Source organism: Methylobacterium sp. BI1, assembly GCF_056680125.1.
In genome coordinates this window covers 3,574,492-3,596,270 of sequence record NZ_CM155267.1, presented here as the reverse complement: position 1 = coordinate 3,596,270, position 21,779 = coordinate 3,574,492, and the positions used below count along the sequence as shown (strand labels likewise).

Here is a 21,779-nt window from a genome sequence, read left to right as displayed (position 1 = left end):
AGCACGCCGCCGACGTGGGACGGCCCCAAAAACGAGAAAGCCGCCTCGCGGCGGCTTTCCGTGGTGTCGCAGAGGGAAAAATCAGGCCCGCAGACGGGTCCGGACCTCGCCGAGGCTCTGGCGAACGAGACCTTCGGCCGTCTCACCCTGCATGCGCTCGCGCAGGATGACTTCCGAGACCTTCACGGCTGCGTCGGCGGCGGCGGCCCGGACCTGGGCGGTCGCCTGGACCTCGGCCTGTGCGATCTTGGTCTCGGCCGACTTGGTGCGGCGAGCGATAAAGTCGTTCAGGCGGGCGTGACCCTCGTCGGCGATCCGCTGGGCCTCCTCACGGGCGGACGCCACGATGGCCTCGGCCTCGCGCTCGGCGTCGGCGCGGCGCTTCTTGTAGTCGGCGAGGACGCCGGCAGCCTCCTCACGGAGGCGGCGGGCCTCGTCGAGCTCGTGGCGGACGCGCTTGGCGCGGCCATCCAGTCCCTTGGTGACCTGGTTGAATCCCCCGACCTTCCAGACCACGGCCATGAACAGGACGAAGGCGACTGCGACCCAGAATTCGGCTTCCAACAACATGCTCGTCGTCCCAACTCGATGGTGTCCGGCGGTCCGGCGGGGTCTTCGACCCTCGGGTCCTGCCGGTCAGGTGTGGTTTGGCGTCCGTCTCAGTGCGGGAAGGAGACGCTGTCGAGGGCCTTGGCGAGGGCGGCCTCGTCCGGGCTCCGGCCCGTCAGACGCTCGACGATCGCCGACGCCGTCTCACCGGCGATGCCGCGGACGTTGCCCATGGCCTCGGTGGTCCGCGTGCGAAGGGTCGCTTCAGAGGCGGCGATGCGAGCGTTCAGCTCGGCCTCGAGGGCCTTGCGCTTGGTCTCGGCTTCCTGCGTCAGGGCCGTGCGGGTCTCGAGGGCGATCGCCTGCGCCTTGGCCTGCGCATCGCTCAGGGACTTCTCGTAGGCGGCTCCGGCGGCATCCGCCTCGGCCTTGAGGCGCTGCGCCTCGTCGAGATCACCGGACAGACGCACGGCACGATCATGCAGGATGGCCTGGATGCGCGGCAGCGCGATCTTGTCCATCAGGTAGTAGAGCAGCCCGAAGGCGAGGGCGAGCCAGATGAGCTGGGATGCGAAGGTGTGGCTCTCGAAGGGCGGGAAGCCGCCGCCGTGCTCGGCGGCCGGCGTCGCGGCGAAGCCTTCATGCGTTGCGGTCGAATGGGCCGGCTGAGCCATGACGTCCTTCGCGTAATTTCAAGGAGTGGGGACCGGACGCGCGTGCCATCCCGTCGGGAGGCGGCGTCCGGCCCGGTATCGGTTCGAGATCCGAGACGGCGAGGGTGTCTTAGACGGCGAACAGGAGCAGCAGCGCGACGAGCAGCGAGAAGATGCCGAGCGCTTCCGTGAGGGCGAAGCCGAGGAGCAGGTTGCCGCGCTGGCCATCGGCAGCCGACGGGTTGCGGAGCGCGCCGGCGTAGAACTGGCCGAAGAGGTTGCCGAGGCCGATGGCGGCGCCCGCCATACCGAGACAGGCGAGGCCGGCACCGATGTACTTGGCAGCTAAGGGATCCATCAAATTGCTCCTAGTGTCCGTGTCGTCGTTGCGTGGAGAGAAATCCGGCCGCGATCGCGAACCGGGGACGGAAGGGGGTGTCCCGGCCCTCGGCCGGGATGACCCGGCTCAGTGGCCGGGATGCAGGGCGTCGCTGAGATAGATCGAGGCGAGCGTCGCGAAGACGTAGGCCTGCAGACCGGCGACGAGGAACTCGAGGGCCGTGACGGCCACGCTGAGGGCCAGGGGCAGCGGCGAGATGGCACCCCAGGCACCGGCGGCGAGCAGCGCCGGCACGAAGCCCGCGAAGATCTTGAGCGCGATGTGACCGGCGAGCACGTTGGCGAAGAGACGAACCGCGAGGCTGATCGGGCGCGAGATGAAGGACACGATCTCGATGGCGACGATCATCGGCATGAGCCAGCCGGGCACGCCCGACGGGACGAACACCTTCAGGAACTTCGTGCCGTGGGCCATGAAGCCGTACACGATGACGGTGCCGATCACGAGGAGGGCCAGCGCGAAGGTGACGATGATGTGGCTCGTCACCGCGAAGGCGTAGGGGATCATGCCGAGCATGTTCAGCACGAGCACGAACATGAAGAGCGAGAAGATCAGCGGCATGAAGCGCTCGGAGCCGTGGCCCGCGGACTGGCGCAGGGTCGAGCCGATGAACTCGTAGAAGATCTCGGCCATGGACTGCATGCGGCCCGGCACCACCGAGCGGCGGGCGGTGGCCACGACGGTGATCAGCGCGATGATCCCAACGGCGGCGAACATGTAGAGCGCGGACTGGGTGAACGCGATCTCCTGGTTGCCGATATGACCGAAGGAGACCAGCGGCTTGAGCTCGAACTGGTGGATCGGATCCATCTTTACGGCCATTGCCGCTCCCGCCCTTCTGACTCTCGGCCGGCCAGACGGCCCGCCACCACCGGTGCCGCGCGAGCGGCATGATTCGAATTTGGTTCGCCGCGTGCGCGGCGCTCCCCGAGGACCGCTAGCGGTCCTCTTCCTTCGTCGACGCCTTGGGCAGAGACCCCGAGACGCGCATGACGTTGTAGACGCCGGTGACGAACCCCAACATCAGCAGGACGATCAGTCCCCAGGGTTTCGTCCCGAGGTAATGATCGAACATCCAACCGAGAATGCCCCCGGCGAGGACGCCCGCGATGAACTCGGTCGAGAGCCGCATCGCTTGGCCGAGAGGAGAGGGCCCGGCCGCAGAACCGGGACGCGACGAATGATCGGGAGGGGCACTCGGCCGCTTCCGCTCAATCTGCGTCTCAAGACGTTTGAGCCTCTGAGAGAGGTCCGCGTCCAGTGCTTTCTTCCGCCCGTCCCCGCCTTCGTCCGCAGTTTCGTTGCCGCTCACGGCGAGAACTCACATTGGCGAGAGCGGAGGGAACCGGCGGAACGCCTCCTTCAAGCGGGGCGCACCATAGTTTCGCCCACCTTGGGTGTCAAGGCGCCCCAGACCTCACGTAAGATATTGTCACGTCACGGGAAATCGGTGTTTTGCCGATCCGCCCCCAGGTGTTCTCACACCCGGTCGCCGGCGCCATGCGAGGCCGTTCCCGCTTCGGCCCCGCTTCGCGGGTCTCACGCGCCCAACAGAGGCTTGATCACCTTCTCCATGCCCTCGATGGTCATCTCGCCCTTGAAGCGCTCGCCGTTGATGAAGAACGTCGGAGTCGAATCGACCTTGAAGGTGTCCATGCCCTTCTGCTTCACCGCGTTGACGGCGCTGTAGAGCTTCTGGTCCTTCAGGCAGGCCTCGAACTTCTCCTTGGAGAACCCGGCCTGCCGCAGCATCTGCTCCATGGCATCCACCGGCGATTGCGGCTTCTGCACGTAGGCCCAGGCCTGCTGCTGGTCGAAGAGCAAATCAGTGATGGGATAGTACTTCGCGTCGCCGTCGCAGCGCGCCAGCATGAAGGCGGCGGTGGCCAGCGGATCGAGGGGGAACTCGCGCAGCGTGAAACGCACCTTGTTGGTGTCGATGTAGCGCTCCTTCAGGGCCGGCCAGGTGTATTTGTGGAAGGCGGCGCAGTGGGAACAGGTCATCGAGGCGTACTCGATGATCGTGACCTTGGCGTCCTTCGGACCGAGCCAGACGTCGCCGAGGGGCCCGGGCTCCATCAGAGTCGAGAGGTTCACCTCCTCAGCCAGCGCCGGAAGGCTGAACCGGGGCAGGAGAACCGCGGCGCCGACGGCAAGGCCGGTGGCTTTCAGGGCATCGCGTCGGGTGATCATGATCGGGGAGGCTCCGGTCGCGGACCAAATCGTCTGGAGCGATGCGGTAGAATCCTGCAGGCGTCCTGACAAGGCGGCGCGCGGCGCCCTAGCGCTTGTGTGTTGTCGCGACGATCGCCGTCCCGAGCCGGTCCAGGGCGTCGCGCAGGGCGTCGTGCTCGATCGTCCGGACCGCAAGCGCCACTTCGCCGCGGCGGACGGGATCCACCACCGGCGGTGCAGGGCGGCGCCCGGTTCGATCGACCCGCCCCTGGCGCATCACGATCTTGCCGACGCAGGCCCAGCCGTAATGGGCGTTGATGCGCTGGATCACCACCGGAGCGAGGTGCTGCAGTTCGAGGGCGAACACACCCTCGACCCGGACCACGAGGGTGCCGGGGTCCGGGCGCCCCTCCTCCTCGCGCCGACGCCGGCGCGGCCATTCGAGCTTCGAGGGCTGGCAGTAGCGCGCGAGTCGCTCGCCGACGATCTCGGGCCACGCGGCCAGGATGTCGGTGGAGGCGAACCCTTGCGCCGCGAAGGCGGGGCCGATGCAGCCCTCCAGCAGCTCGGCGAGGGGTTTGACACGCGCCATGCGCAAGGTTTCCGTGTGTCCGACCGGGACGGGACCGAGGCTCCGGTATCGGCCGTAATGGTTAGCACGCCGTTCCGCCCAGCCGAAGCGGGGTGCCCGGACCCTGCTCGAGAAGCACGTCCGGACAGGTCGGCCTTGGACGCACCGGGCCGGCGGTCTATGGACGGGCATCCCCATCACGCGCCGGTGCCCGTGCCCCACACCACAGCTCCAGCCCCCGAGGCCGCGGACCTCCTGACCTGGTACGACCGGCATCGCCGGGTCCTGCCCTGGCGGGCGCTGCCGGGGGAGACGCCCGATCCTTACCGGGTCTGGCTCTCGGAAGTGATGCTGCAGCAGACCACGATCGCGGCGGTCAAACCCTATTTCGCCAAGTTCCTGGCCCGCTTCCCCACCGTCGACGATCTTGCGGCGGCGCCCGAAGAGGCCGTGATGTCGGCCTGGGCCGGGCTTGGCTACTATTCCCGAGCCCGCAACCTTCACGCCTGCGCCAAGGCGGTGGCAGCGGCCGGGCGATTTCCCGACACGGCCGCTGCCCTGCGCAAGCTGCCGGGCGTCGGCGCCTACACGGCGGGCGCCGTCGCGGCGATCGCGTTCGACCGCCGGGAGGCGGCGGTGGACGGCAATGTCGAGCGGGTGATGACGCGGCTCTTCGCCATCGAGACGACCCTCCCGGCGGCCCGCCCCGAGATCCGTACGGAGACCCAGGCGCTCGTACCGGAGGAACGCCCCGGCGATTTCGCCCAGGCGGTGATGGATCTCGGCGCGACCCTGTGCACGCCCAAGCGTCCGGCCTGCGCCCTCTGCCCCTGGATGGCCCCCTGCCGCGCCCGGGCCCTCGGACTGCAGGAGACCTTTCCGAGGAAGGTGAAGGCCGTGAAGGGCAGTTTGCGCCGGGGCGCGGCCTTCGTGGCGATCCGCAGCGGCGACGAAGCGGTTCTGCTGCGCACCCGGCCGCCCGAAGGCTTGCTGGGGTCCATGGCCGAACCGCCCACGAGTCCCTGGGAGCCCGGCTATGATCCGGCCCAGGCCCTCCTGGACGCCCCGCTCGACGCGCGCTGGAAGCGGCTACCGGGCCTCGTCCGGCACGGCTTCACGCATTTTCCCCTGGAATTGACGGTCTTCGTCGCCAAGGTGGCACTCAGCACGGCGCCGCCGCCGGGCCTGCGGTTCACGCCGCGCCGCGATCTCGAGACGGAACCGCTGCCGGGCGTGATGAAGAAGGTGCTGGCACACGCCTTCGATCCGAAGCCCGAGGCGGTGGAACCGCCGGTGGAAAAGGCTGCGAAGCGCGGCCGGCCGAAGGCCATGCGGAGCGTGGCGGATACGCCGCTCTTCGCCGAGCCGGAGCCGGAAGCGCCCGCTCCGTCGCCGCGGTTCCGCCCTGTGCCGAAGCCCACCCCGCGCCCGATGCCGGCTCCGAATCCCGACGAGGCCGCGGACGAGTTCGAGAGCCCGGTCGAGGAGGCGCCCCCGGCCGCGCTCCGCAAGCGGGGACGGCCGAGAACGCGTTGAGCGGCCTCCTCAGGCGGCCGAGCCCATGGCGGAGCGCATCTTGGCCCGGAACACGTCGATGAGGACCGGCTTGCCGTTCCGGGTCGCGTGCCAGAAATCCCAACCGTTGCAGGCGGGAAAGCCCTGCACCAGGGCACCGATCTTGTGAATCGAGCCCGTGGCCGGTCCGGCCATCAGGGTACCGTCGGGGCGCACGATCGCGCTGTGCCGGCCGCGCGCATCGGTCAGGGTCTCCCCGGCGCGGATATGTCCGGCCTCGATGACGCTGAGGAAGGCGACGCGGGGTTCGGCGCGCTTGCTCGGGGCCACCAGCAGGGCGGCCTGCGACAGGGGTTCGACGGCATCGATGCGGGCGCGGGCCGCCTCGGCGTAGACCGTCTCGCGCTCAATGCCGATGAAGTGCCGGCCGAGGCGCTTGGCGACGGCGCCGGTGGTTCCGGTCCCGAAGAACGGATCGAGCACCACGTCGCCGGGGTTCGTCGCCGAGAGGAGCGTGCGGGCGAGCAGCGCCTCCGGCTTCTGCGTCGGGTGGACCTTCTGCCCGTCGGCGCCCTTCAGGCGCTCGTCGCCGGTGCAGAGGGGGATGAACCAGTCGGAGCGCATCTGGACGTCGTCGTTGCCGCCCTTCAGCGCCTCGTAATGGAAGGTGTAGCCCTTCGACTCCGCGGAGCGGGAGGCCCAGATCAGGGTCTCGTGCGCATTGGTGAAGCGCTTGCCGCGGAAGTTCGGCATCGGGTTGGCCTTGCGCCAGACGATGTCGTTGAGGATCCAGAATCCGAGGTCCTGCAGCGTGGCGCCGACCCGGAAGATGTTGTGGTAGGAGCCGATGACCCACAGGGTGGCGTTCGGCTTCATCACCCGGCGCGCGGCCGCGAGCCATTCGCGGGTGAAGGCGTCGTAGGCGGCGAAGGTCGAGAACTTGTCCCAGTCGTCGTCGACCGCGTCGACCCGGCTCTGATCGGGACGCAGCAGCGAGCCTTCCCCGAGCTGGAGGTTGTAGGGCGGGTCGGCGAACACGCAGTCGACGCTGGACGCCGGAAGGGCGTTCATCGCAGCGATGCAGTCTCCGACGAGGATCTCGTCGAGAGGAAGACGCTGAGCGGGGGGTACGAGACCCATCCGCGGCGCCGACACGGGCCGCCCGGTACGCGAGACACTTTTCCGGGCGACGGTGTCGGCAACCGCGGTACGCAGGGAAGCCATGGCAAACACCGGTTACGCGACTGACCGGCAGACCTTGGCCCCGTTAACGTAAAGGGCGGGTTGCCAGGATGAAGAGAAAGCGTCTCGTTTTGGGGCTGCAGTTTTTGCCGGGCTGATCGCGCGAACGGTCCGAAGGCTATTGCGAAAGCATCTCCAAGGAAACGATCTGGTCCTGACAGGTTGCGAGGACACGTCCACTTCGTCTTCGAAAACACAGTAGTATCCCGTACGGCGTCGTGACCGGCTCAAGGGCACGCGTGCCCAAGGCCCACCAACGCCTGGAAGGAGAAGATTCGTCTCCATCGAGGCTTTCCATCTCGCCGCAGACCAGGGTTTCGCTCAGCGCAACGCTGATTTCATTTCTTCGCATCCCGACGTTGTGCGGCGACGCCGTCTGCAACGCGTTCTCGGCGCTTGCAATGGTCTTCCAGCATTGCCGTTTCGTCACCGCAAAGCCCATCGTTCTTCGACAATATGGCCACACACAACCGTTGATTAAGAATTGGTTATAGCCTCAAATTTGGCAGTTCACGCCACATTTGACCGGTCTCATTTTGGCCCTGTTCCGCTTCATTTTGCCGGCCATCCGAAACAACAAAGGGAATGCGGATGACCATCAAGCCTGTTCGTGGGGCCGCTGCTATCATCGGGACCGTTGTGACACTTGCCGCCGTTCAGCCAGCCAGCGCCCAGAGCGGCGCCGCCTCCTGGTACGCGAGCGGCCATCGGACGGCGAATGGCGAGCGCTTCAATCCGAACGGGATGACCGCCGCCCATCGCACGTTGCCGTTCGGCACCCGGGTCCGGGTCGAGAACAAGCGCAACGGCCGTTCGGTGGTGGTACGCATCAACGATCGCGGCCCGTTCGTTCGCGGCCGGATCATCGATCTCGCCAAGGGCTCGGCCCGCGCCCTCGGCATGGGCGGCACGACCTACGTCGCCTTGAGCGTGGTGAACTGAGCTTATCGGGCCGGTCGGCGTTGTGAGAGGGACCGGCCGGCCCCATCTGGACGGCGGAACCGAGAGCTCAGACCCCTATGGCAAAGCCGCTGATCGTCGAAATCCCCCATGAACTCGGCCTGGCCGAGGCCCGTCGGCGCATCGCGGACGGGATCACACAGGCCGACGGACTGTTCGCCAAGGCGGGCGTCGCCGTCGAGAAGATGGCATGGACCGACGACCGCCTCGACTTCGCCATGGCGGCCCTGGGCCAGAAGGTGGACGGTCAGGTGGATGTCCGTCCCGAGACCGTTCGGGTCGAGGTCCGGCTGCCGCTGCTGCTGGCCCTGTTCGCGCAGCAGATCCAGAAGAAGCTCGGCAGCGAGGGCAATTTGCTCCTGACCAAGAAATGACGGGAGGAAATGACGGGAGCCGGCCGTCTTGCGCCCGGAACCTCCTTCGGTGACGGACTGTTCCACCGGTCCGTCCCCCCGAGGCTCCTGAGAGGCGCACGCGATGTCGAATCCCGGTCCGATCCCCGAAGCCCCGGTCCCCGAGACGCCCTACGAGGCGCCTCAGACACCGTCCCCGGGCCCGGATACCCCTGGCATCGATGTTCCGGAGACGACTCCCACTGAGGCGCCCGACGTGACGCCCACCGAGATTCCGGTGAACGATCCGGATATCGGCCCCGCCATCGCCCCTGACCCGATGCCGACGGGCCCCGCCAACCCCACCATGTGAGCAGAGCGCGACCGCGGGTTTAGACAGGCGGCCCGATTCCGGGTTTGTTCGGAAGCGCGGTCGCTGCCATAAGCCGGCCCCATGGCCGCTCCCCCGCTCCTCACCCTCCAAGACGTCGCGCTCACCTTCGGCGGCACACCGCTGATCGAGCGCGCCGAACTCGCGATCTCCCCCGGCGAACGCACCTGCCTCGTGGGCCGTAACGGCTCGGGCAAGTCCACCCTGATGAAGATCGCCGCAGGGCTCGTCGAGCCGGACCGTGGCGTGCGCTTCGTCCAGCCCGGCACGACGATCCGCTACTTGGCGCAGGAGCCCGACTTCTCCGGCTTCGAGACGACCCTGGACTTCGTGGAGTCCGGGCTGACGCACGGGGACGATGCCTACCGGGCCCGCTATCTCCTCGAGAGCCTGGGCATGACCGGTGCCGAGAATCCGAGGAGCCTCTCGGGCGGGGAGGGGCGGCGGGTCGCCCTGGCCCAGGCCCTGGCGCCCGAACCCGACATCCTGCTGCTGGACGAGCCCACCAACCACCTCGACCTGCCCGCGATCGAGTGGCTCGAATCCGAGCTGAAGAGCGTGCGCGGCGCCCTCGTGCTGATCAGCCACGACCGGCGCTTCCTCTCGGCCCTCTCGAAGACCACGATCTGGCTCGACCGCGGCGTCACCCGCCGGATCGAGCAGGGCTTCTCCACCTTCGAGGCCTGGCGCGACGCCTTCTTCGAGGAGGAGGAGCGCGATCGGCACAAGCTGGAGCGCAAGATCGCCGACGAGGAGCACTGGCTGCGCTACGGCGTCACCGCCCGGCGCAAGCGCAACGTGCGTCGCCTCGGCAACCTCCATGCCCTGCGCAAGGAGCGGCGCGAGGATCGCCGGCCGGTCGGCACCGCGACCATGACCTCGACGGAGGCCGAGAGCTCCGGTGCCCTGGTGATCGAGGCCAAGCACGCGGCCAAGGCCTATGGCGCCCGCACGATCGTCGACGATCTCTCGCTCCGGGTGATGCGCGGCGATCGCCTCGGCATCGTGGGGGCCAACGGCGCCGGCAAGACCACGCTGATCAACCTGCTGACGGGACAGCTCGCGCCCGATTCCGGCACGGTGGCGCTCGGTACGAACCTGAAGATGATGCTCCTCGATCAGGCCCGTGCGGTGCTGGAGCCGACCATGACGGTGACGGAGGTGCTCACCGGCGGCAGCGGCGATTCCGTGATCGTCGGCGGCGTCAGCCGCCACGTGATCGGCTACCTCAAGGATTTCCTGTTCGCCCCCGAGCAGGCTCGCACCCCGGTGAGCGTCCTCTCGGGCGGCGAACGCAACCGCCTGCTCATCGCCCGCGCCCTGGCCCAGCCCGCCAACCTCCTCGTCCTCGACGAGCCCACCAACGATCTCGACCTCGAAACCCTCGACCTCCTGCAGGAAATGCTGGCGGATTATTCCGGCACCCTGATCCTTGTGAGCCACGACCGCGACTTCCTCGATCGCGTCGTCGGGAGCGTGCTGGTCAGCGAAGGGGAGGGCCGCTGGGTCGAGTATGCCGGCGGTTACACCGACATGATCGCCCAGCGCGGGGAGGGCGTGCAGGCTCGCGCGGCTGCCGTGCGAACCGAGAAGGCGGAGGCCCGCGCCGACACGAAGGACCGCGCCAAGAGCGGCGATGCCGGTGCTTCGGCCGGCAAGCCCAAGCTCGGTTTCAAGGACCAGCACGAGTTGAAGACCCTGCCGGACCGGATGAAGAAGCTCGAATCCGACATCGCCAAGCTGCGCGCAGTCCTGGCCGATCCGGGCCTCTACGCCCGGGATCCGGCCCGCTTCGCCAAGGCGTCGGACCTGCTCGGCGTCGCCGAGACCGAATTGTCCAAGGCTGAGGATCGTTGGCTCGAACTGGAGATCCTGCGCGACGCCTGAGTGAGGCGCGGGCAGCGCCCGGCCTTCAAGATGCCGCGAACGGCGTGTGAAATGCCGCCCTGGCGTTCGCTCGCGCGCGCCGCCTGCCATCGGGGTCCGACGTGTCCGCCGCTTCCGCACTCCGTGATCGATGCCGCCGTCTCGGCTGGGCTGCCGGCCTGCCTGGCCTCGCCTTGATCCTCGGCCTGTCCGCGGTCTGGTTCACGCCGCGCCTCGAGGCGCAGCTTGGTGCGGAAGCCGATGCGGTGGCCCGGGCGACGGCGACGCCGGGCGCCGAGCCGTGGCTGCGCGTCGCGGTCGAGGGGCGCGACCTCCTGGTGACCGGCGAGGCGCCGGATGCCGCGACGCGCGATGCGGCCCATCAGCGTCTTGCAGCCATCGACGGGGTCCGGCGCATCGTCGGCCCGGTCGGCGTGGTCGAACCGGCTTCGCCCTTCGTCTGGATCGCGACTAAGGGCAGTGACGGGGTCGACGTGACCGGCGTGCGGCCGGCCGAGATCGGCGCCGGCGCCCTGGCCGAGCAACTCGTCCCTGCCCTCGACCCCGGAACGGCCCTGCACGATCGCGCCCGCGCCGCCCTGGGCGCGCCGCCGGACTTCGCCGCGGCGGCCGCCTATGCTCTGGCGCGGCTGCGCGCCCTCGCGCCCGGGGGCCGGGTGATGCTGGAGGACATGCGCCTCTCGGTCATGGGCGAGGCGACGTCCGTCGCCGACGACGAGGCCTTGCGGACGGCCCTGGCCGAACTGCCGACCGGCTATGGTCTCGGCCGGGTCGAGATTCTGCCGGCCGTCGTTCCGGACTTCCGCTTCGTCGTGTCTCGGGAGCCCGGGGGCACCCTGACGCTCTCGGGCTACGTGGTCTCGGATTCGGCGCGCGCCGAGATCCGGACCCTGGCGCCCCAGGCCTCGGAGACGGGACAGGTCGAGGACCGGATGCGCAGTGCGCGCGGCCTCCCGGGCGGGGTCGATGCGGCCGCGATGGCGCGGTTTGTCCTGAAACTCGCGGCGTTGCTGCAGGAGGGCAGCGTCAGCGTCGCCGATGCGCGGATCTCGCTCAACGGCGTTGCCCTCGATGCCCAGGCAATCCCGGAGATCGAGGCCCTGTTGCGCGAAGCGATGCCCGCCGGCCTGAGCCGGGGCGACATCGCCCTCAGTACCCGACCACTCTCGCCGTATCGAATCCTGCTGCGGCGCGACGCGGACGCCGTGACGCTGTCCGGCCATCTGCCGGATGCCGAGGCGCGCGAGGGTCTCCTCGGGACCTTTCGCCCACGGCTGTTCCGTGAGCGCCTGATCGACCGCACCCGTCTCGGCGATGGAGCGCCGCCGGAGCTCGCTCGCGCGCTGCGCGCAACCGCCACGGCCCTGGTCCTCCTGGCGCGGGGCGAGGCCCGGTTCGCCGACCGCTCGATCACCCTGACGGGCGAGAGCCTGTATGCGCAGGGTGGCCGGCGCGTCTCCGATGATCTGTCGGCCGCGATGCCGCCGGGCTGGACGGCGGAGGTCTCGGTGACGACCCCCGACGCAGCATCGGCCGGGGCACCGGAGAACTGCGTCGCCGCGCTCGGTGCCAAGCTCACCGGCCAGACCCTTCTCTTCCCGGCCGGGAGCACGACCCTGGCGCCGGCCTTCTATCTGCTGCTCGATGGCATTGCCGCCCTGGGCAAGACCTGCCCGACCCTGCGCCTGGTGGTCACGGGCCATCCCGATCCCAGCGGAGCCACCGCGGCACCGAAGCCAGTCGTCGAGACCGCAGTGGAGAGCACGGCCTCGCTCGACGCCGGCAAGGATGCGGGCAAAACCCAGAGCAAAGGACCGAGTAAAGGACCGAGCAAGCCACCGACCAGACCCTCCGGCTCGAATGCCCCGGATCAGGGGTCCGGCAAGTCCAACTCTAAGGATAAGACCGTCAAGACCGAGGCCAAGGCGGCTGGCCAAGTGGAATCCGCCCCCGATCTTGCGCAAAGCCGCGCCCTCGCGATCGTGGAGTACCTGCTTCAGGCCGGGCTTCGTCCCGAACAGGTCGCTGCCGCTTCGGCCGGCACGCCGCGTTCGGCTGGCCAGGGTGTCGGGATCGCGCCACGGTCATGACGATGCGACGGAGGCGAACGGCGTGACTCTTCTGGCAACCCTGCTCTGGCCCCTCGTCGCCGCCAGTGCCCTCCTCGGCGCTGCCGTCGGCGGGATGACGGGTTTGCCGCGGACACCGACCGCGCGCTGGACGGCTGTCCTTCTCGTCCTGATAGCGGGTTTGGCCGGTGGCCTCGCCGTCGGGGGGCTTCTGCCGGGCCGGGCAGGCTTCTGGCTGGAGGGCGGGGGGCTCGGACTCGGGTCCTACCTGATCGGAGCGATCCTTGCGGCAGGGGTCGTCGACCGGATCGGCACGCGGCCATGAGGCAACGAATCAAGCCGGCTTCGCGCATGCCTGTGGCATTCGGAACACAATCGACCAGAAACTGTGTTCGTTGCCAGACCATCAAGGAGACTTTCTCGATGGTCTGTCGTTGTTCCCGACGCGCTTCTCCGAACGGACACGGGACTGGCGAATCAGAGACCTGATGATCGAACCTTCAGAACGCACCCGGCCTGTGGACCTTACATCCTGCGACCGGGAACCGATCCACATCCTCGGCGCGGTTCAGCCCTTCGGTTTCCTCATTGCGGTCTCCCCGGACTGGATCGTGGTCCGAGCCTCGGAGAATGCCGCCCGATGGTTAGGACAGGCGGACCTCGACCTGCTCGGGCTTCCCCTGGCCGACCTGATCGACGGTGAGGCAATTCATCTGATCCGTGGTCACCTTCAGGCCCTGCGCGGGCCGGATGCCATCGACCGGATTTTCGGCACCGTCCTGCAGCCCGGTGGGACTCCCTTCGACATTGCGCTGCACATTTCGGACGGCATCATCGTCCTCGAGGCCGAGCCGAGCGTCAGCGAACACCTCAATGCCGGCAATCTCGTGCGCAGCATGGTCGGACGCCTGCAGCAGACGGTCGGCTTCGACCCGTTCTGCCGCGAAGCCGTGCGCCAGATGCGCGCGCTGACCGGCTTCGATCGCGTCATGGTCTACCGCTTCGACCCGGACGGCTCGGGGGTGGTGATCGCCGAGTCGGCCCGGTCCAGCCTGCCGCCCTATCTCGGGCTGCACTACCCGGCCTCCGACATTCCGAAGCAGGCGCGGACCCTCTACGAGCGCAACTGGCTGCGCATCATCGCCGACGTCGACGCCGAGGCCGTCGCGGTGCTGCCGCAGCGCGATCCCCACGGACGTCCCCTCGACCTGTCGATGAGTACCCTGCGGACGGTTTCGCCGATCCACCTCGAGTACCTGCGCAACATGGGGGTGGCCGCCTCGCTCTCGGTCTCGATCCTGCGGGGCGGCAAGCTCTGGGGCCTGTTCGCCTGCCACCACACGGAGCCGCGCCACATCTCGCTGGAGCGCCGCACCGGCGCGGAACTGTTCGGACAGATGTTCTCGCTGATCCTGGAGAGCCGGGAGCGCGAAGCCGAGGCCGCCTACGAAGGCAGTTCCCGCGCATTGCACGACCGACTGATGGGCGCGCTCGCCTCGGGCGGAACGAGCCTGGAGAACATCACCGATTTCCTCGACGACATCGCCGGGATCGTCACGTGTGACGGTATCGGCGTTTGGGTCAACGGCGAGATCACCCTGCGGGGGGCGACCCCGACGGCGGAAGAGTTTACCGGCCTCGTGCGCTTCCTCAACCGGACGGCCACCAGCCGCGCCTTCGCCACCCACGAGATCGGCGCGGTCCATCCGCCGGCCGCCGACTACACCGAGCGGGCCGCGGGCCTCCTGGCGATCCCGATCTCGCGGGCGCCGCGGGATTTCCTGGTGTTCTTCCGTCGCGAGATCGCCCGCACCGTGACCTGGGCCGGCAATCCGGAGAAGCCGGCGAGCCTCGGACCGAACGGTCTGCGCCTCACGCCCCGCAAGAGTTTCGAGGCCTGGACCGAGGTGGTCCGCGGGCAGGCCGCACCCTGGAGTCCGGTGGACCTGCGCATTGCCGAGGCCCTGCGCATCACACTCCTCGAAGTCATCCTGCGCCTCACGGATTCCGCCGAGAAGGAACGGAAAACCGCGCAGGAGCGCCAGGAGCTGCTCATTGCCGAGCTGAACCATCGGGTGCGCAACATCCTCAACCTGATCCGGGGGATCGTCGCGCAGAGCCGCTCGGGGGCCGACAGCGTCGAGGATTTCGCCGGCGTCGTCGGTGCGCGCATCCAGGCCCTGGCCCGGGCCCATGACCAGATCACCACGACGAACTGGGGACCGGGTTCCCTGCGCGACCTCATCACCTTGGAGGCGGAAGCCTACCTCGATCAGCAAGCGGGCCGTGTCCGTCTGGAGGGCACCGACGTCCTCCTGGATCCCCAGGCGTTCTCGACCCTCGCCCTGGTCATTCACGAGCTGATGACGAACTCGGCGAAGTACGGCGCCCTGTCGGAGGCAGTCGGGCAGGTGGACGTCGCCTGGGAGCGCGACGTCTCGGAGTGCCTCGTGATCCATTGGCGCGAGAGCGGCGGGCCGCCGGTGAAGCCGCCGCGCCGGCGCGGCTTCGGCACCACGCTGATCGAGCGCTCGATCCCCTACGAGCTGAAAGGCGAGGCGGAGATCAGTTACGAGCTCACCGGCCTGCGCGGCCGCTTCACCGTGCCGGCGCGCTACGTGCGCGCCGCCCCGACCATCGCCGTCCCCCTGTCGCGGGAGCGCGACCGGACGCCCGAGCCCGATGCCGCGGCGTTGTCGGGGACCGTCCTGGTGGTCGAGGACAACATGATCATCGCCCTTGAGGCCGAGGAGATCCTGGCCACCCTCGGAGCCAGCGCGGTCGACATGGCGGGATCGGTGCACGAGGCCCTGCGGCAGATCGAGGCGGCGCGTCCGAGCTTCGCCCTCCTCGACGTCAATCTCGGCGCCGAGACGAGCCTGCCGGTCGCCCGTCGCCTGATCGCCGCCGACGTGCCCTTCGTCTTCGCGACGGGCTACGGCGAGAGCTTCCGAATCCCGCCCGAGCTCGGCACCGTGCCGATGATCAAGAAGCCCTATACGGCGGATACGTTGCGCCGGGCCCTGGCAAGCGCGCCCATTCGGGATTAGCCCCGCGCCTGGGCCGCCTCGAACAGCGCGAAGGCGCGCTGCGCACCGCGGATCGCGGCCGCGTGGTCGGAGGCCGGGCGGGTGCCGAGCCAGGTCGCGAAACTCGGCCAGAGGCGGAGCCCCGCGCCGTGCTGGAGAAAACCGGCGTTCCCGCGCACCAACGGGTCCGGGCTGGCCAGGACCTGGCGGAGGAGAACCTGGCCGCCGAGGCGCGACCCTTCCAGAACGTAGAGGAGACCCGGCGCCTCGGCACCCGACAGGGTGCGGGGCAGGGGAGTGGGGGCAACCTCCGGAGCAAGGATCGCCAGCCCGCCCAGGTCGGCCTGCAGGACCGCGGACCGGCGACGGGACGGCCAGTCCGGCGGCAGGTCGGCAGCATCGGCCCCATCGAGCCAAGTCTCGATCTGCACGAAGGGGTCCCGCATCGCCGACAGGAAGCGGATGTAATCGTCCCGCCGACTCAAGTCATGGGTGGTAAATCCCAGATCAAGGCGCCGATGGGCGGCATCGGTCGCGGCGCGCAGGGCGAAGCGAAGATCGCGCGGAGCATCCGCAGCAACGTCCCTCGGCTCGGGTTCTCCTGCATCGACGGACATCCTGGCCGTCCCATCCATACCGAGTTTCCCTGCTGTTCGGCACCGTCGCCGTTCTTAGACGATCTCGAACCCTCGCCAAGGACTTATCACAGGCTACCTCCCAGACGCCGGCCTCGCCCTCGCGGCTCGGCCCACCACGCTGAAGACCCAGGATCGCCCATGTGGTTCCTCTACGGTTTCGCCCTCGTGGCCGGCATCGCGAACGCGGTGCAGTCGGGCGTGAACGCGACCCTCTCCAAGAACCTGGCGCAGCCCTTCGCCGCAGGCATCGTCGTCTCGCTGGCCGGCGGCGCGACGCTGCTCGTCATCGGGCTGGTCCTCGGTCGTTTCGCCCTGCCGAGCCTTGGCGACATGCGGGCGGTCCCGCTCTGGGCTTGGTTCGGGGGCGTGGTGGGGGCTTTCCTCATCCTCTCCCAGCTGTTCGTGGCGCAGCAGATCGGGGCCGCGCCCTATCTGGGGCTTCTCATCACCGCCGGCGTCATCACCTCCATCCTGCTCGACCATTTCGGCTGGATTGGGTTCGAGCAGCATCCGCTGACCCTCTGGCGCGCCCTCGGGGGCGTCCTGATGATCGGCGGTATCGCCCTGGTGGCGCTGTTCTGACCCGGCGGACGCTTGTCATCGGTGCGCGGAACCGCGATGCCTGCCGCAGCGTCGATGCCGCGCCCCGCAACGATCCCGTCCGTGTCCAGAGCCCCCATGAACATCTTCCAGGACATCGTCAGCCGCTTCAGCCAGACCGTGACGGCCTATGCCGGCGACAAGATCCTCATGCAGGCGATGGTCTCGGCCGCAGCCAACGTGATGGTCGCGGACGGGGAGATCGCCAGCGCGGAATTCGATACGGCGCTGGCCGGGCTGCAGGCCAATCCCATCCTCGAGAAGGGGTACGACCGGCTGATGCTCGAGAGCGAACTCTATGACGGGATCGCCCGCGCCCGGACCCGCGCCGGCCGGGCCGAGAACCTGCGCCGCGTCGCGGCCATCGACGGCCGGGGGCAGGAGGAGCGCGAAGCGACATTCCTCGTCGCGGCCGACGTCGCCGACCTCGACGGCATCGCCGACGTGGAGGCGCAGGCCCTCGAAGAAATCGCCGCCGCACTGGGGCTGGACCGGGCCGCGCTGCTCGCCGCATCCCCTGTCCGGCGTCCGGTTCCGTAGGGCGCCGGAACGCCTTATCCTGCAAGGCCCTTGATCAAAGGACGGCAAGCCTCTAAGCGGGCCCCCGTCTTTCGCCCGGCTCGACACCTCGTCGAGCGACAGCCCGGGCGACCGCTCGTGTGAGCTTGCCGCAGGAAAGAGACGATGGCCAAAGAGAAATTCGCGCGTACGAAGCCGCACTGCAACATTGGCACGATCGGTCACGTGGATCACGGCAAGACGTCGTTGACGGCGGCGATCACGAAGGTTCTGGCCGAGACGGGCGGTGCGACGTTCACGGCCTACGACCAGATCGACAAGGCGCCGGAGGAGAAGGCGCGCGGGATCACGATCTCGACGGCGCACGTGGAGTACGAGACCACGAACCGGCACTACGCGCACGTGGATTGCCCGGGCCACGCCGACTACGTGAAGAACATGATCACGGGCGCGGCGCAGATGGACGGCGCGATCCTGGTGGTGTCGGCGGCCGACGGCCCGATGCCGCAGACCCGCGAGCACATCCTGCTGGCCCGTCAGGTCGGCGTGCCGGCGCTGGTGGTGTTCCTCAACAAGGTCGACCTGGTCGACGACGCCGAGCTCCTCGAGCTCGTCGAGATGGAGGTGCGCGAGCTTCTCTCGAAGTACGACTTCCCCGGCGACGACATCCCGATCACCAAGGGCTCGGCCAAGGTGGCGCTGGACAACGGCGACAAGGCGATCGGCCACGACGCCGTGCTGGCGCTGATGGCGAGCGTGGATGCCTACATCCCGCAGCCGGAGCGTCCGATCGACAAGCCGTTCCTGATGCCCATCGAGGACGTGTTCTCGATCTCGGGCCGCGGCACGGTGGTGACGGGTCGCGTGGAGCGCGGCATCGTCAAGGTCGGCGAGACGGTGGAGATCGTGGGCATCCGCGACACCCAGACCACGACGGTCACGGGCGTCGAGATGTTCCGCAAGCTGCTCGACCAGGGCCAGGCGGGCGACAACGTCGGCGTGCTGCTGCGCGGCACCAAGCGCGAGGACGTGGAGCGCGGCCAGGTCGTGTGCAAGCCCGGCTCGGTCAAGCCCCACACCAAGTTCAAGGCCGAGGCCTACATCCTGACCAAGGAGGAGGGCGGCCGCCACACGCCGTTCTTCACCAACTACCGCCCGCAGTTCTACTTCCGCACCACGGACGTGACCGGCGTGTGCGTGCTGCCCGAGGGCACCGAGATGGTGATGCCTGGCGACAGCGTCACCATGGACGTCACCCTGATCGTGCCGGTGGCCATGGAAGAGAAGCTGCGCTTCGCCATCCGTGAAGGCGGACGCACCGTCGGCGCCGGCGTCGTCGCCGCCATCAACGAGTAATCCCCACGCCGATCGGGCTACCCGACGGGTGACATGAGAGGACGCGGCGCCCCGGATCGGTCCGGGGCGCCGTTGTCGTTTTCAGGGTCCGTGCCGGCCTGAGAGACGCCGCGAAGGTTCTTCGCCGACGATGCTGTTTGACCATTGCGAAGCCGCCGCGAGCGGTCTATAGCAGCGCCGCGGCGGAGGACTCGTCCTCTGCATAGGAGTGTAGCTCAACTGGTCAGAGCGCCGGTCTCCAAAACCGGAGGTTGCGGGTTCGAGTCCCTCCACTCCTGCCATTTGGCCGCGTCAGACCTGTCGACCCTCCCAGCTCTCTTCCCTTCCAGTAGATCGCTCCTCAGCGAAGTCCGGCCGGGCGTAGTCGACAAGCCCGACGACTTGCGTTAGAGCGGTCGCCTTCCGAGATCGATGAAGGCCGTCGATGCAGGCTCCTCCCCGGAGCCGCCGCGTCGCGCTTTCCCGAAGCTCGGGCCGATCTCCCTGTTGTTGGCGCCATGGCATCGAACGAAGCATCGAAGAAAGTGGACCTCGCGCGCGCCCCGCAGCGCGGCTCCACCACGCCGACGCCCCCTCGGGCGACCCCGCCCGCGCGTCCCGCACAGAAGCGCGTCGGCCCGGCCGAGTTCCTGGCTCAAGTTCGCGACGAGGGCCGCAAGGTCACGTGGCCGACCCGCAAGGAGACCGTCGTGACCACCGTAATGGTGTTCATCATGGTGGTGGTGGCGAGCATCTTCTTCACGGTGGTGGACCAGGCGCTGCGCTATCTCGTGACCCTGATCCTCGGGGTCGGCGCGTAACAACTTCTCGGCCCGGGCGCGCTGCGGCGTGATCGGGCTGACTGACGTCAGGATTTGGTGAGAACCGTGTCGAAGCGCTGGTACATCGTCCACGCCTACTCGAATTTCGAGAACAAGGTCGCGCAGTCCATCAAGGATCAGGCGGCCCAGCGTGGCCTGATGGAGCTGTTCGACGAGGTCATGGTCCCGACCGAGAAGGTCGTCGAAGTGCGCCGCGGCCGTAAGGTCGATGCCGAGCGCAAGTTCTTCCCCGGCTACGTCCTGGTGAAGTGCGACCTGACCGACGAGGTCTACCACCTCATCAAGAACACCCCGAAGGTGACGGGCTTCCTCGGCGCCGACAAGTCGAAGCCGGTGCCGATCCCGGATGCCGAGGCCGAGCGCATCAAGGGTCAGGTCGCCGAGGGCGTCGATCGCCCGAAGCCCTCCGTGTCCTTCGAGATCGGCGAGACGGTCCGCGTTTCCGACGGTCCCTTCGCCTCCTTCAACGGCACCGTCGAGGAAATCGACGAGAGCCGCTCGCGCCTCAAGGTTGCCGTCTCGATCTTCGGCCGCGCCACGCCGGTCGAGCTGGAATACGGCCAAGTCGAGAAGGTCTGATCCAATCCATTTCGGGTGAGCCGTCGCTGGCTCACCGGCTTCGTCCCGCCCGGCCCTGGCCGGGCGCGAAACCACCGTCCCTCGCGACGGTGTCACACGCGGGAGGCCTGCCCGGTTCGCCACCGGGGTTCACGGGCCGAACCGCGACCTGCAACCGCCCGTTCCGTCCGCGCTGAGGCCAGCCGGGGACCGGGCATTCTTTGGGAGCAGTCCCTATGGCAAAGAAGATCACGGGCTACGTGAAGCTTCAGGTTCCGGCCGGCGCCGCGAACCCGTCGCCGCCCATCGGCCCCGCGCTCGGTCAGCGCGGCCTCAACATCATGGAATTCTGCAAGGCCTTCAACGCGAAGACCTCCCAGATCGAGAAGGGCACCCCGATCCCGGTCGTCATCACGGCGTACCAGGACCGCTCCTTCACCTTCGAGATGAAGCAGCCGCCGGTCACCTTCTTCCTGAAGAAGGCCGCCGGCCTGAAGATCGGCAAGAAGCCGGCTTCGGGTTCGAAGACCCCGGGCAAGGGCCCGACCGTGGGCAAGGTGACCGAGGCGCAGCTGCGCGAGATCGCCGAGAAGAAGATGCCCGACCTGAACTGCGACTCGGTTGACGCCGCCGTCGCCATGATCCGTGGCTCCGCGCGGGCCATGGGTCTCGACGTCGTCGCTTAAGGGGAGGGCACAATGGCACACGAAGGCAAGCGCATCCGCGCCGCCCGCGAGGGCATCGACGCGCTCAAGCTCTATCCCATCGACGAGGCGATCAAGCTCGTGAAGGAGAAGGCCAGCGCCAAGTTCGACGAGACCGTCGAGATCTCGATGAACCTCGGCGTCGACCCGCGCCACGCCGACCAGATGGTCCGCGGCGTCTGCAACCTGCCCAACGGCTCCGGCCGCACGGTGCGGGTGGCGGTGTTCGCCCGCGGCGCCAAGGCCGACGAGGCCAAGGCCGCCGGCGCCGACATCGTGGGCGCCGAGGACCTCCTCGAGATCGTCCAGAGCGGCAAGATCGAGTTCGATCGCTGCATCGCGACCCCTGACCTGATGCCGCTCGTCGGCCGTCTCGGCAAGGTGCTCGGCCCGCGCGGCCTGATGCCGAACCCGAAGGTCGGGACCGTGACCATGGACGTGAAGGGTGCCGTCGCCGGCGCCAAGGGCGGCTCGGTCGAGTTCCGCGTCGAGAAGGCCGGCATCGTCCACGCCGGCATCGGCAAGGTCTCGTTCGACGCCGACAAGCTCGTCGAGAACATCAAGGCGTTCGCCGACGCGGTTTCCAAGGCGAAGCCCGCCGGTGCCAAGGGCCAGTACGTCCAGCGCGTCGCCGTGACCTCCTCGATGGGTCCAGGCGTGAAGGTCGAGCCCGCGAGCGTCATCACCGCCTGATCCGTCAGGCTTCGACAGCGTTGAAGCGCCCGGCCTCGCGGCCGGGCGTTTTCGTTCGTGCTCAAGCTCGCCAGAACGGCTTCTCGGCGCAGCGCAGGGACATCGAGATCGAGATCG

General features: G+C 68.4%; 24 protein-coding genes and 1 tRNA gene. 16 read left to right on the top strand and 9 right to left on the bottom strand.

Features of this window, described 5'->3' with window-relative positions:
• Positions 1 to 81: 81 nt before the first annotated feature.
• The 7 genes from AC1MGR_RS16995 to AC1MGR_RS16965 all read right to left on the bottom strand — a co-directional run bounded on the left by AC1MGR_RS16995 (position 82) and on the right by AC1MGR_RS16965 (position 4,369).
• Complete coding sequence (locus AC1MGR_RS16995; protein ID WP_181259694.1) at positions 82 to 567, bottom strand: F0F1 ATP synthase subunit B family protein; 486 nt, start codon at positions 565 to 567, stop codon at positions 82 to 84.
• 92 nt (positions 568 to 659) lie between these two features.
• On the bottom strand, positions 660 to 1,223 hold the full coding sequence (locus AC1MGR_RS16990; protein ID WP_108037370.1) for a F0F1 ATP synthase subunit B family protein: 564 nt from the start codon (positions 1,221 to 1,223) through the stop codon (positions 660 to 662).
• 109 nt (positions 1,224 to 1,332) lie between these two features.
• Positions 1,333 to 1,560 carry a F0F1 ATP synthase subunit C gene (locus AC1MGR_RS16985; RefSeq protein WP_018044493.1) on the bottom strand — a complete coding sequence of 76 codons (228 nt, stop codon included), beginning with the start codon at positions 1,558 to 1,560 and terminating at the stop codon, positions 1,333 to 1,335.
• Positions 1,561 to 1,668: 108 nt separating this feature from the next.
• Complete coding sequence (locus AC1MGR_RS16980) at positions 1,669 to 2,424, bottom strand: F0F1 ATP synthase subunit A (RefSeq protein ID WP_108037369.1); 756 nt, start codon at positions 2,422 to 2,424, stop codon at positions 1,669 to 1,671.
• Positions 2,425 to 2,539: 115 nt separating this feature from the next.
• Complete coding sequence (locus tag AC1MGR_RS16975) at positions 2,540 to 2,914, bottom strand: AtpZ/AtpI family protein (RefSeq protein ID WP_480232323.1); 375 nt, start codon at positions 2,912 to 2,914, stop codon at positions 2,540 to 2,542.
• Positions 2,915 to 3,141: 227 nt separating this feature from the next.
• On the bottom strand, positions 3,142 to 3,795 hold the full coding sequence (locus AC1MGR_RS16970) for a thioredoxin domain-containing protein (RefSeq protein WP_480232322.1): 654 nt from the start codon (positions 3,793 to 3,795) through the stop codon (positions 3,142 to 3,144).
• Positions 3,796 to 3,883: 88 nt separating this feature from the next.
• Positions 3,884 to 4,369 (bottom strand): DciA family protein, encoded by a 486-nt coding sequence (locus tag AC1MGR_RS16965; RefSeq protein ID WP_108037363.1) that lies wholly within the window; start codon positions 4,367 to 4,369, stop codon positions 3,884 to 3,886.
• Positions 4,370 to 4,528: 159 nt separating this feature from the next.
• Between AC1MGR_RS16965 and mutY the strand changes: the two genes are divergently transcribed.
• Positions 4,529 to 5,884, top strand: a complete 1,356-nt coding sequence (gene mutY / locus AC1MGR_RS16960) for an A/G-specific adenine glycosylase (RefSeq protein ID WP_480234823.1) — start codon at positions 4,529 to 4,531, stop codon at positions 5,882 to 5,884.
• Between the two features lie 9 nt (positions 5,885 to 5,893).
• Here the strand turns inward: mutY and AC1MGR_RS16955 are convergent, their stop codons facing one another.
• Positions 5,894 to 7,003 carry a DNA methyltransferase gene (locus AC1MGR_RS16955; RefSeq protein WP_480232321.1) on the bottom strand — a complete coding sequence of 370 codons (1,110 nt, stop codon included), beginning with the start codon at positions 7,001 to 7,003 and terminating at the stop codon, positions 5,894 to 5,896.
• A gap of 693 nt (positions 7,004 to 7,696) precedes the next feature.
• Here AC1MGR_RS16955 and AC1MGR_RS16950 point away from each other — a divergent pair.
• The 7 genes from AC1MGR_RS16950 (at position 7,697) to AC1MGR_RS16920 (ending at position 15,794) form a co-directional block, all read left to right on the top strand.
• On the top strand, positions 7,697 to 8,047 hold the full coding sequence (locus AC1MGR_RS16950; protein ID WP_480232320.1) for a septal ring lytic transglycosylase RlpA family protein: 351 nt from the start codon (positions 7,697 to 7,699) through the stop codon (positions 8,045 to 8,047).
• A gap of 77 nt (positions 8,048 to 8,124) precedes the next feature.
• Positions 8,125 to 8,439, top strand: coding sequence for a polyhydroxyalkanoic acid system family protein (locus AC1MGR_RS16945; protein ID WP_108037357.1), 315 nt, complete (start codon positions 8,125 to 8,127; stop codon positions 8,437 to 8,439).
• 103 nt (positions 8,440 to 8,542) lie between these two features.
• Positions 8,543 to 8,770, top strand: coding sequence for a hypothetical protein (locus AC1MGR_RS16940; RefSeq protein ID WP_480232319.1), 228 nt, complete (start codon positions 8,543 to 8,545; stop codon positions 8,768 to 8,770).
• 81 nt (positions 8,771 to 8,851) lie between these two features.
• Positions 8,852 to 10,675 (top strand): ATP-binding cassette domain-containing protein, encoded by a 1,824-nt coding sequence (locus tag AC1MGR_RS16935; RefSeq protein WP_108037354.1) that lies wholly within the window; start codon positions 8,852 to 8,854, stop codon positions 10,673 to 10,675.
• A 101-nt stretch (positions 10,676 to 10,776) separates the two neighbouring features.
• A complete protein-coding gene (locus AC1MGR_RS16930; protein WP_480232318.1) occupies positions 10,777 to 12,765 on the top strand; it encodes a BON domain-containing protein in 1,989 nt (662 codons plus the stop codon).
• 22 nt (positions 12,766 to 12,787) lie between these two features.
• Entirely contained in the window at positions 12,788 to 13,069 is a 282-nt protein-coding gene (locus AC1MGR_RS16925; RefSeq protein ID WP_480232317.1) for a hypothetical protein, read from the top strand.
• Positions 13,070 to 13,232: 163 nt separating this feature from the next.
• Complete coding sequence (locus tag AC1MGR_RS16920; protein ID WP_480232316.1) at positions 13,233 to 15,794, top strand: HWE histidine kinase domain-containing protein; 2,562 nt, start codon at positions 13,233 to 13,235, stop codon at positions 15,792 to 15,794.
• Here the strand turns inward: AC1MGR_RS16920 and AC1MGR_RS16915 are convergent.
• Complete coding sequence (locus tag AC1MGR_RS16915) at positions 15,791 to 16,390, bottom strand: biliverdin-producing heme oxygenase (protein ID WP_480232315.1); 600 nt, start codon at positions 16,388 to 16,390, stop codon at positions 15,791 to 15,793. The two genes, AC1MGR_RS16920 and AC1MGR_RS16915, sit on opposite strands and share 4 nt — an antisense overlap.
• A gap of 159 nt (positions 16,391 to 16,549) precedes the next feature.
• Here AC1MGR_RS16915 and AC1MGR_RS16910 point away from each other — a divergent pair, with 159 nt between their 5' ends.
• The 8 genes from AC1MGR_RS16910 to rplA all read left to right on the top strand — a co-directional run bounded on the left by AC1MGR_RS16910 (position 16,550) and on the right by rplA (position 21,662).
• The gene (locus AC1MGR_RS16910) at positions 16,550 to 16,993 is read left to right on the top strand and encodes a DMT family transporter (protein WP_108037344.1); all 444 of its coding nucleotides are present in this window, start codon (positions 16,550 to 16,552) and stop codon (positions 16,991 to 16,993) included.
• A 96-nt stretch (positions 16,994 to 17,089) separates the two neighbouring features.
• Positions 17,090 to 17,551: a tellurite resistance TerB family protein gene (locus AC1MGR_RS16905; RefSeq protein WP_108037342.1), complete on the top strand. Its 462-nt coding sequence runs from the start codon at positions 17,090 to 17,092 to the stop codon at positions 17,549 to 17,551.
• Between the two features lie 144 nt (positions 17,552 to 17,695).
• Positions 17,696 to 18,886, top strand: a complete 1,191-nt coding sequence (gene tuf / locus AC1MGR_RS16900) for an elongation factor Tu (protein WP_055949261.1) — start codon at positions 17,696 to 17,698, stop codon at positions 18,884 to 18,886.
• 204 nt (positions 18,887 to 19,090) lie between these two features.
• Positions 19,091 to 19,167: transfer RNA gene (locus AC1MGR_RS16895), tRNA-Trp, on the top strand.
• Positions 19,168 to 19,383: 216 nt separating this feature from the next.
• Positions 19,384 to 19,686 (top strand): preprotein translocase subunit SecE, encoded by a 303-nt coding sequence (gene secE / locus AC1MGR_RS16890; protein ID WP_108037340.1) that lies wholly within the window; start codon positions 19,384 to 19,386, stop codon positions 19,684 to 19,686.
• Between the two features lie 66 nt (positions 19,687 to 19,752).
• The gene (gene nusG / locus AC1MGR_RS16885; RefSeq protein WP_056218143.1) at positions 19,753 to 20,286 is read left to right on the top strand and encodes a transcription termination/antitermination protein NusG; all 534 of its coding nucleotides are present in this window, start codon (positions 19,753 to 19,755) and stop codon (positions 20,284 to 20,286) included.
• Positions 20,287 to 20,501: 215 nt separating this feature from the next.
• Positions 20,502 to 20,951, top strand: a complete 450-nt coding sequence (rplK, locus tag AC1MGR_RS16880) for a 50S ribosomal protein L11 (protein ID WP_018044245.1) — start codon at positions 20,502 to 20,504, stop codon at positions 20,949 to 20,951.
• Positions 20,952 to 20,963: 12 nt separating this feature from the next.
• Positions 20,964 to 21,662, top strand: a complete 699-nt coding sequence (gene rplA / locus AC1MGR_RS16875; RefSeq protein ID WP_108037338.1) for a 50S ribosomal protein L1 — start codon at positions 20,964 to 20,966, stop codon at positions 21,660 to 21,662.
• Positions 21,663 to 21,779: the final 117 nt, after the last annotated feature.

Coding starts and splice junctions, on each gene's coding strand:
- AC1MGR_RS16990 (WP_108037370.1), bottom strand. CDS start 1,223: ATGGCTCAGCCGGCCCATTCGACCGCAACGCATGAAGGCTTCGCCGCG.
- AC1MGR_RS16985 (WP_018044493.1), bottom strand. CDS start 1,560: ATGGATCCCTTAGCTGCCAAGTACATCGGTGCCGGCCTCGCCTGTCTC.
- AC1MGR_RS16980 (WP_108037369.1), bottom strand. CDS start 2,424: ATGGCCGTAAAGATGGATCCGATCCACCAGTTCGAGCTCAAGCCGCTG.
- AC1MGR_RS16970 (WP_480232322.1), bottom strand. CDS start 3,795: ATGATCACCCGACGCGATGCCCTGAAAGCCACCGGCCTTGCCGTCGGC.
- AC1MGR_RS16965 (WP_108037363.1), bottom strand. CDS start 4,369: ATGGCGCGTGTCAAACCCCTCGCCGAGCTGCTGGAGGGCTGCATCGGC.
- mutY (WP_480234823.1), top strand. CDS start 4,529: ATGGACGGGCATCCCCATCACGCGCCGGTGCCCGTGCCCCACACCACA.
- AC1MGR_RS16955 (WP_480232321.1), bottom strand. CDS start 7,003: ATGGGTCTCGTACCCCCCGCTCAGCGTCTTCCTCTCGACGAGATCCTC.
- AC1MGR_RS16950 (WP_480232320.1), top strand. CDS start 7,697: ATGACCATCAAGCCTGTTCGTGGGGCCGCTGCTATCATCGGGACCGTT.
- AC1MGR_RS16945 (WP_108037357.1), top strand. CDS start 8,125: ATGGCAAAGCCGCTGATCGTCGAAATCCCCCATGAACTCGGCCTGGCC.
- AC1MGR_RS16940 (WP_480232319.1), top strand. CDS start 8,543: ATGTCGAATCCCGGTCCGATCCCCGAAGCCCCGGTCCCCGAGACGCCC.
- AC1MGR_RS16935 (WP_108037354.1), top strand. CDS start 8,852: ATGGCCGCTCCCCCGCTCCTCACCCTCCAAGACGTCGCGCTCACCTTC.
- AC1MGR_RS16920 (WP_480232316.1), top strand. CDS start 13,233: ATGATCGAACCTTCAGAACGCACCCGGCCTGTGGACCTTACATCCTGC.
- AC1MGR_RS16915 (WP_480232315.1), bottom strand. CDS start 16,390: ATGTCCGTCGATGCAGGAGAACCCGAGCCGAGGGACGTTGCTGCGGAT.
- AC1MGR_RS16910 (WP_108037344.1), top strand. CDS start 16,550: ATGTGGTTCCTCTACGGTTTCGCCCTCGTGGCCGGCATCGCGAACGCG.
- AC1MGR_RS16905 (WP_108037342.1), top strand. CDS start 17,090: ATGAACATCTTCCAGGACATCGTCAGCCGCTTCAGCCAGACCGTGACG.
- tuf (WP_055949261.1), top strand. CDS start 17,696: ATGGCCAAAGAGAAATTCGCGCGTACGAAGCCGCACTGCAACATTGGC.
- secE (WP_108037340.1), top strand. CDS start 19,384: ATGGCATCGAACGAAGCATCGAAGAAAGTGGACCTCGCGCGCGCCCCG.
- rplK (WP_018044245.1), top strand. CDS start 20,502: ATGGCAAAGAAGATCACGGGCTACGTGAAGCTTCAGGTTCCGGCCGGC.
- rplA (WP_108037338.1), top strand. CDS start 20,964: ATGGCACACGAAGGCAAGCGCATCCGCGCCGCCCGCGAGGGCATCGAC.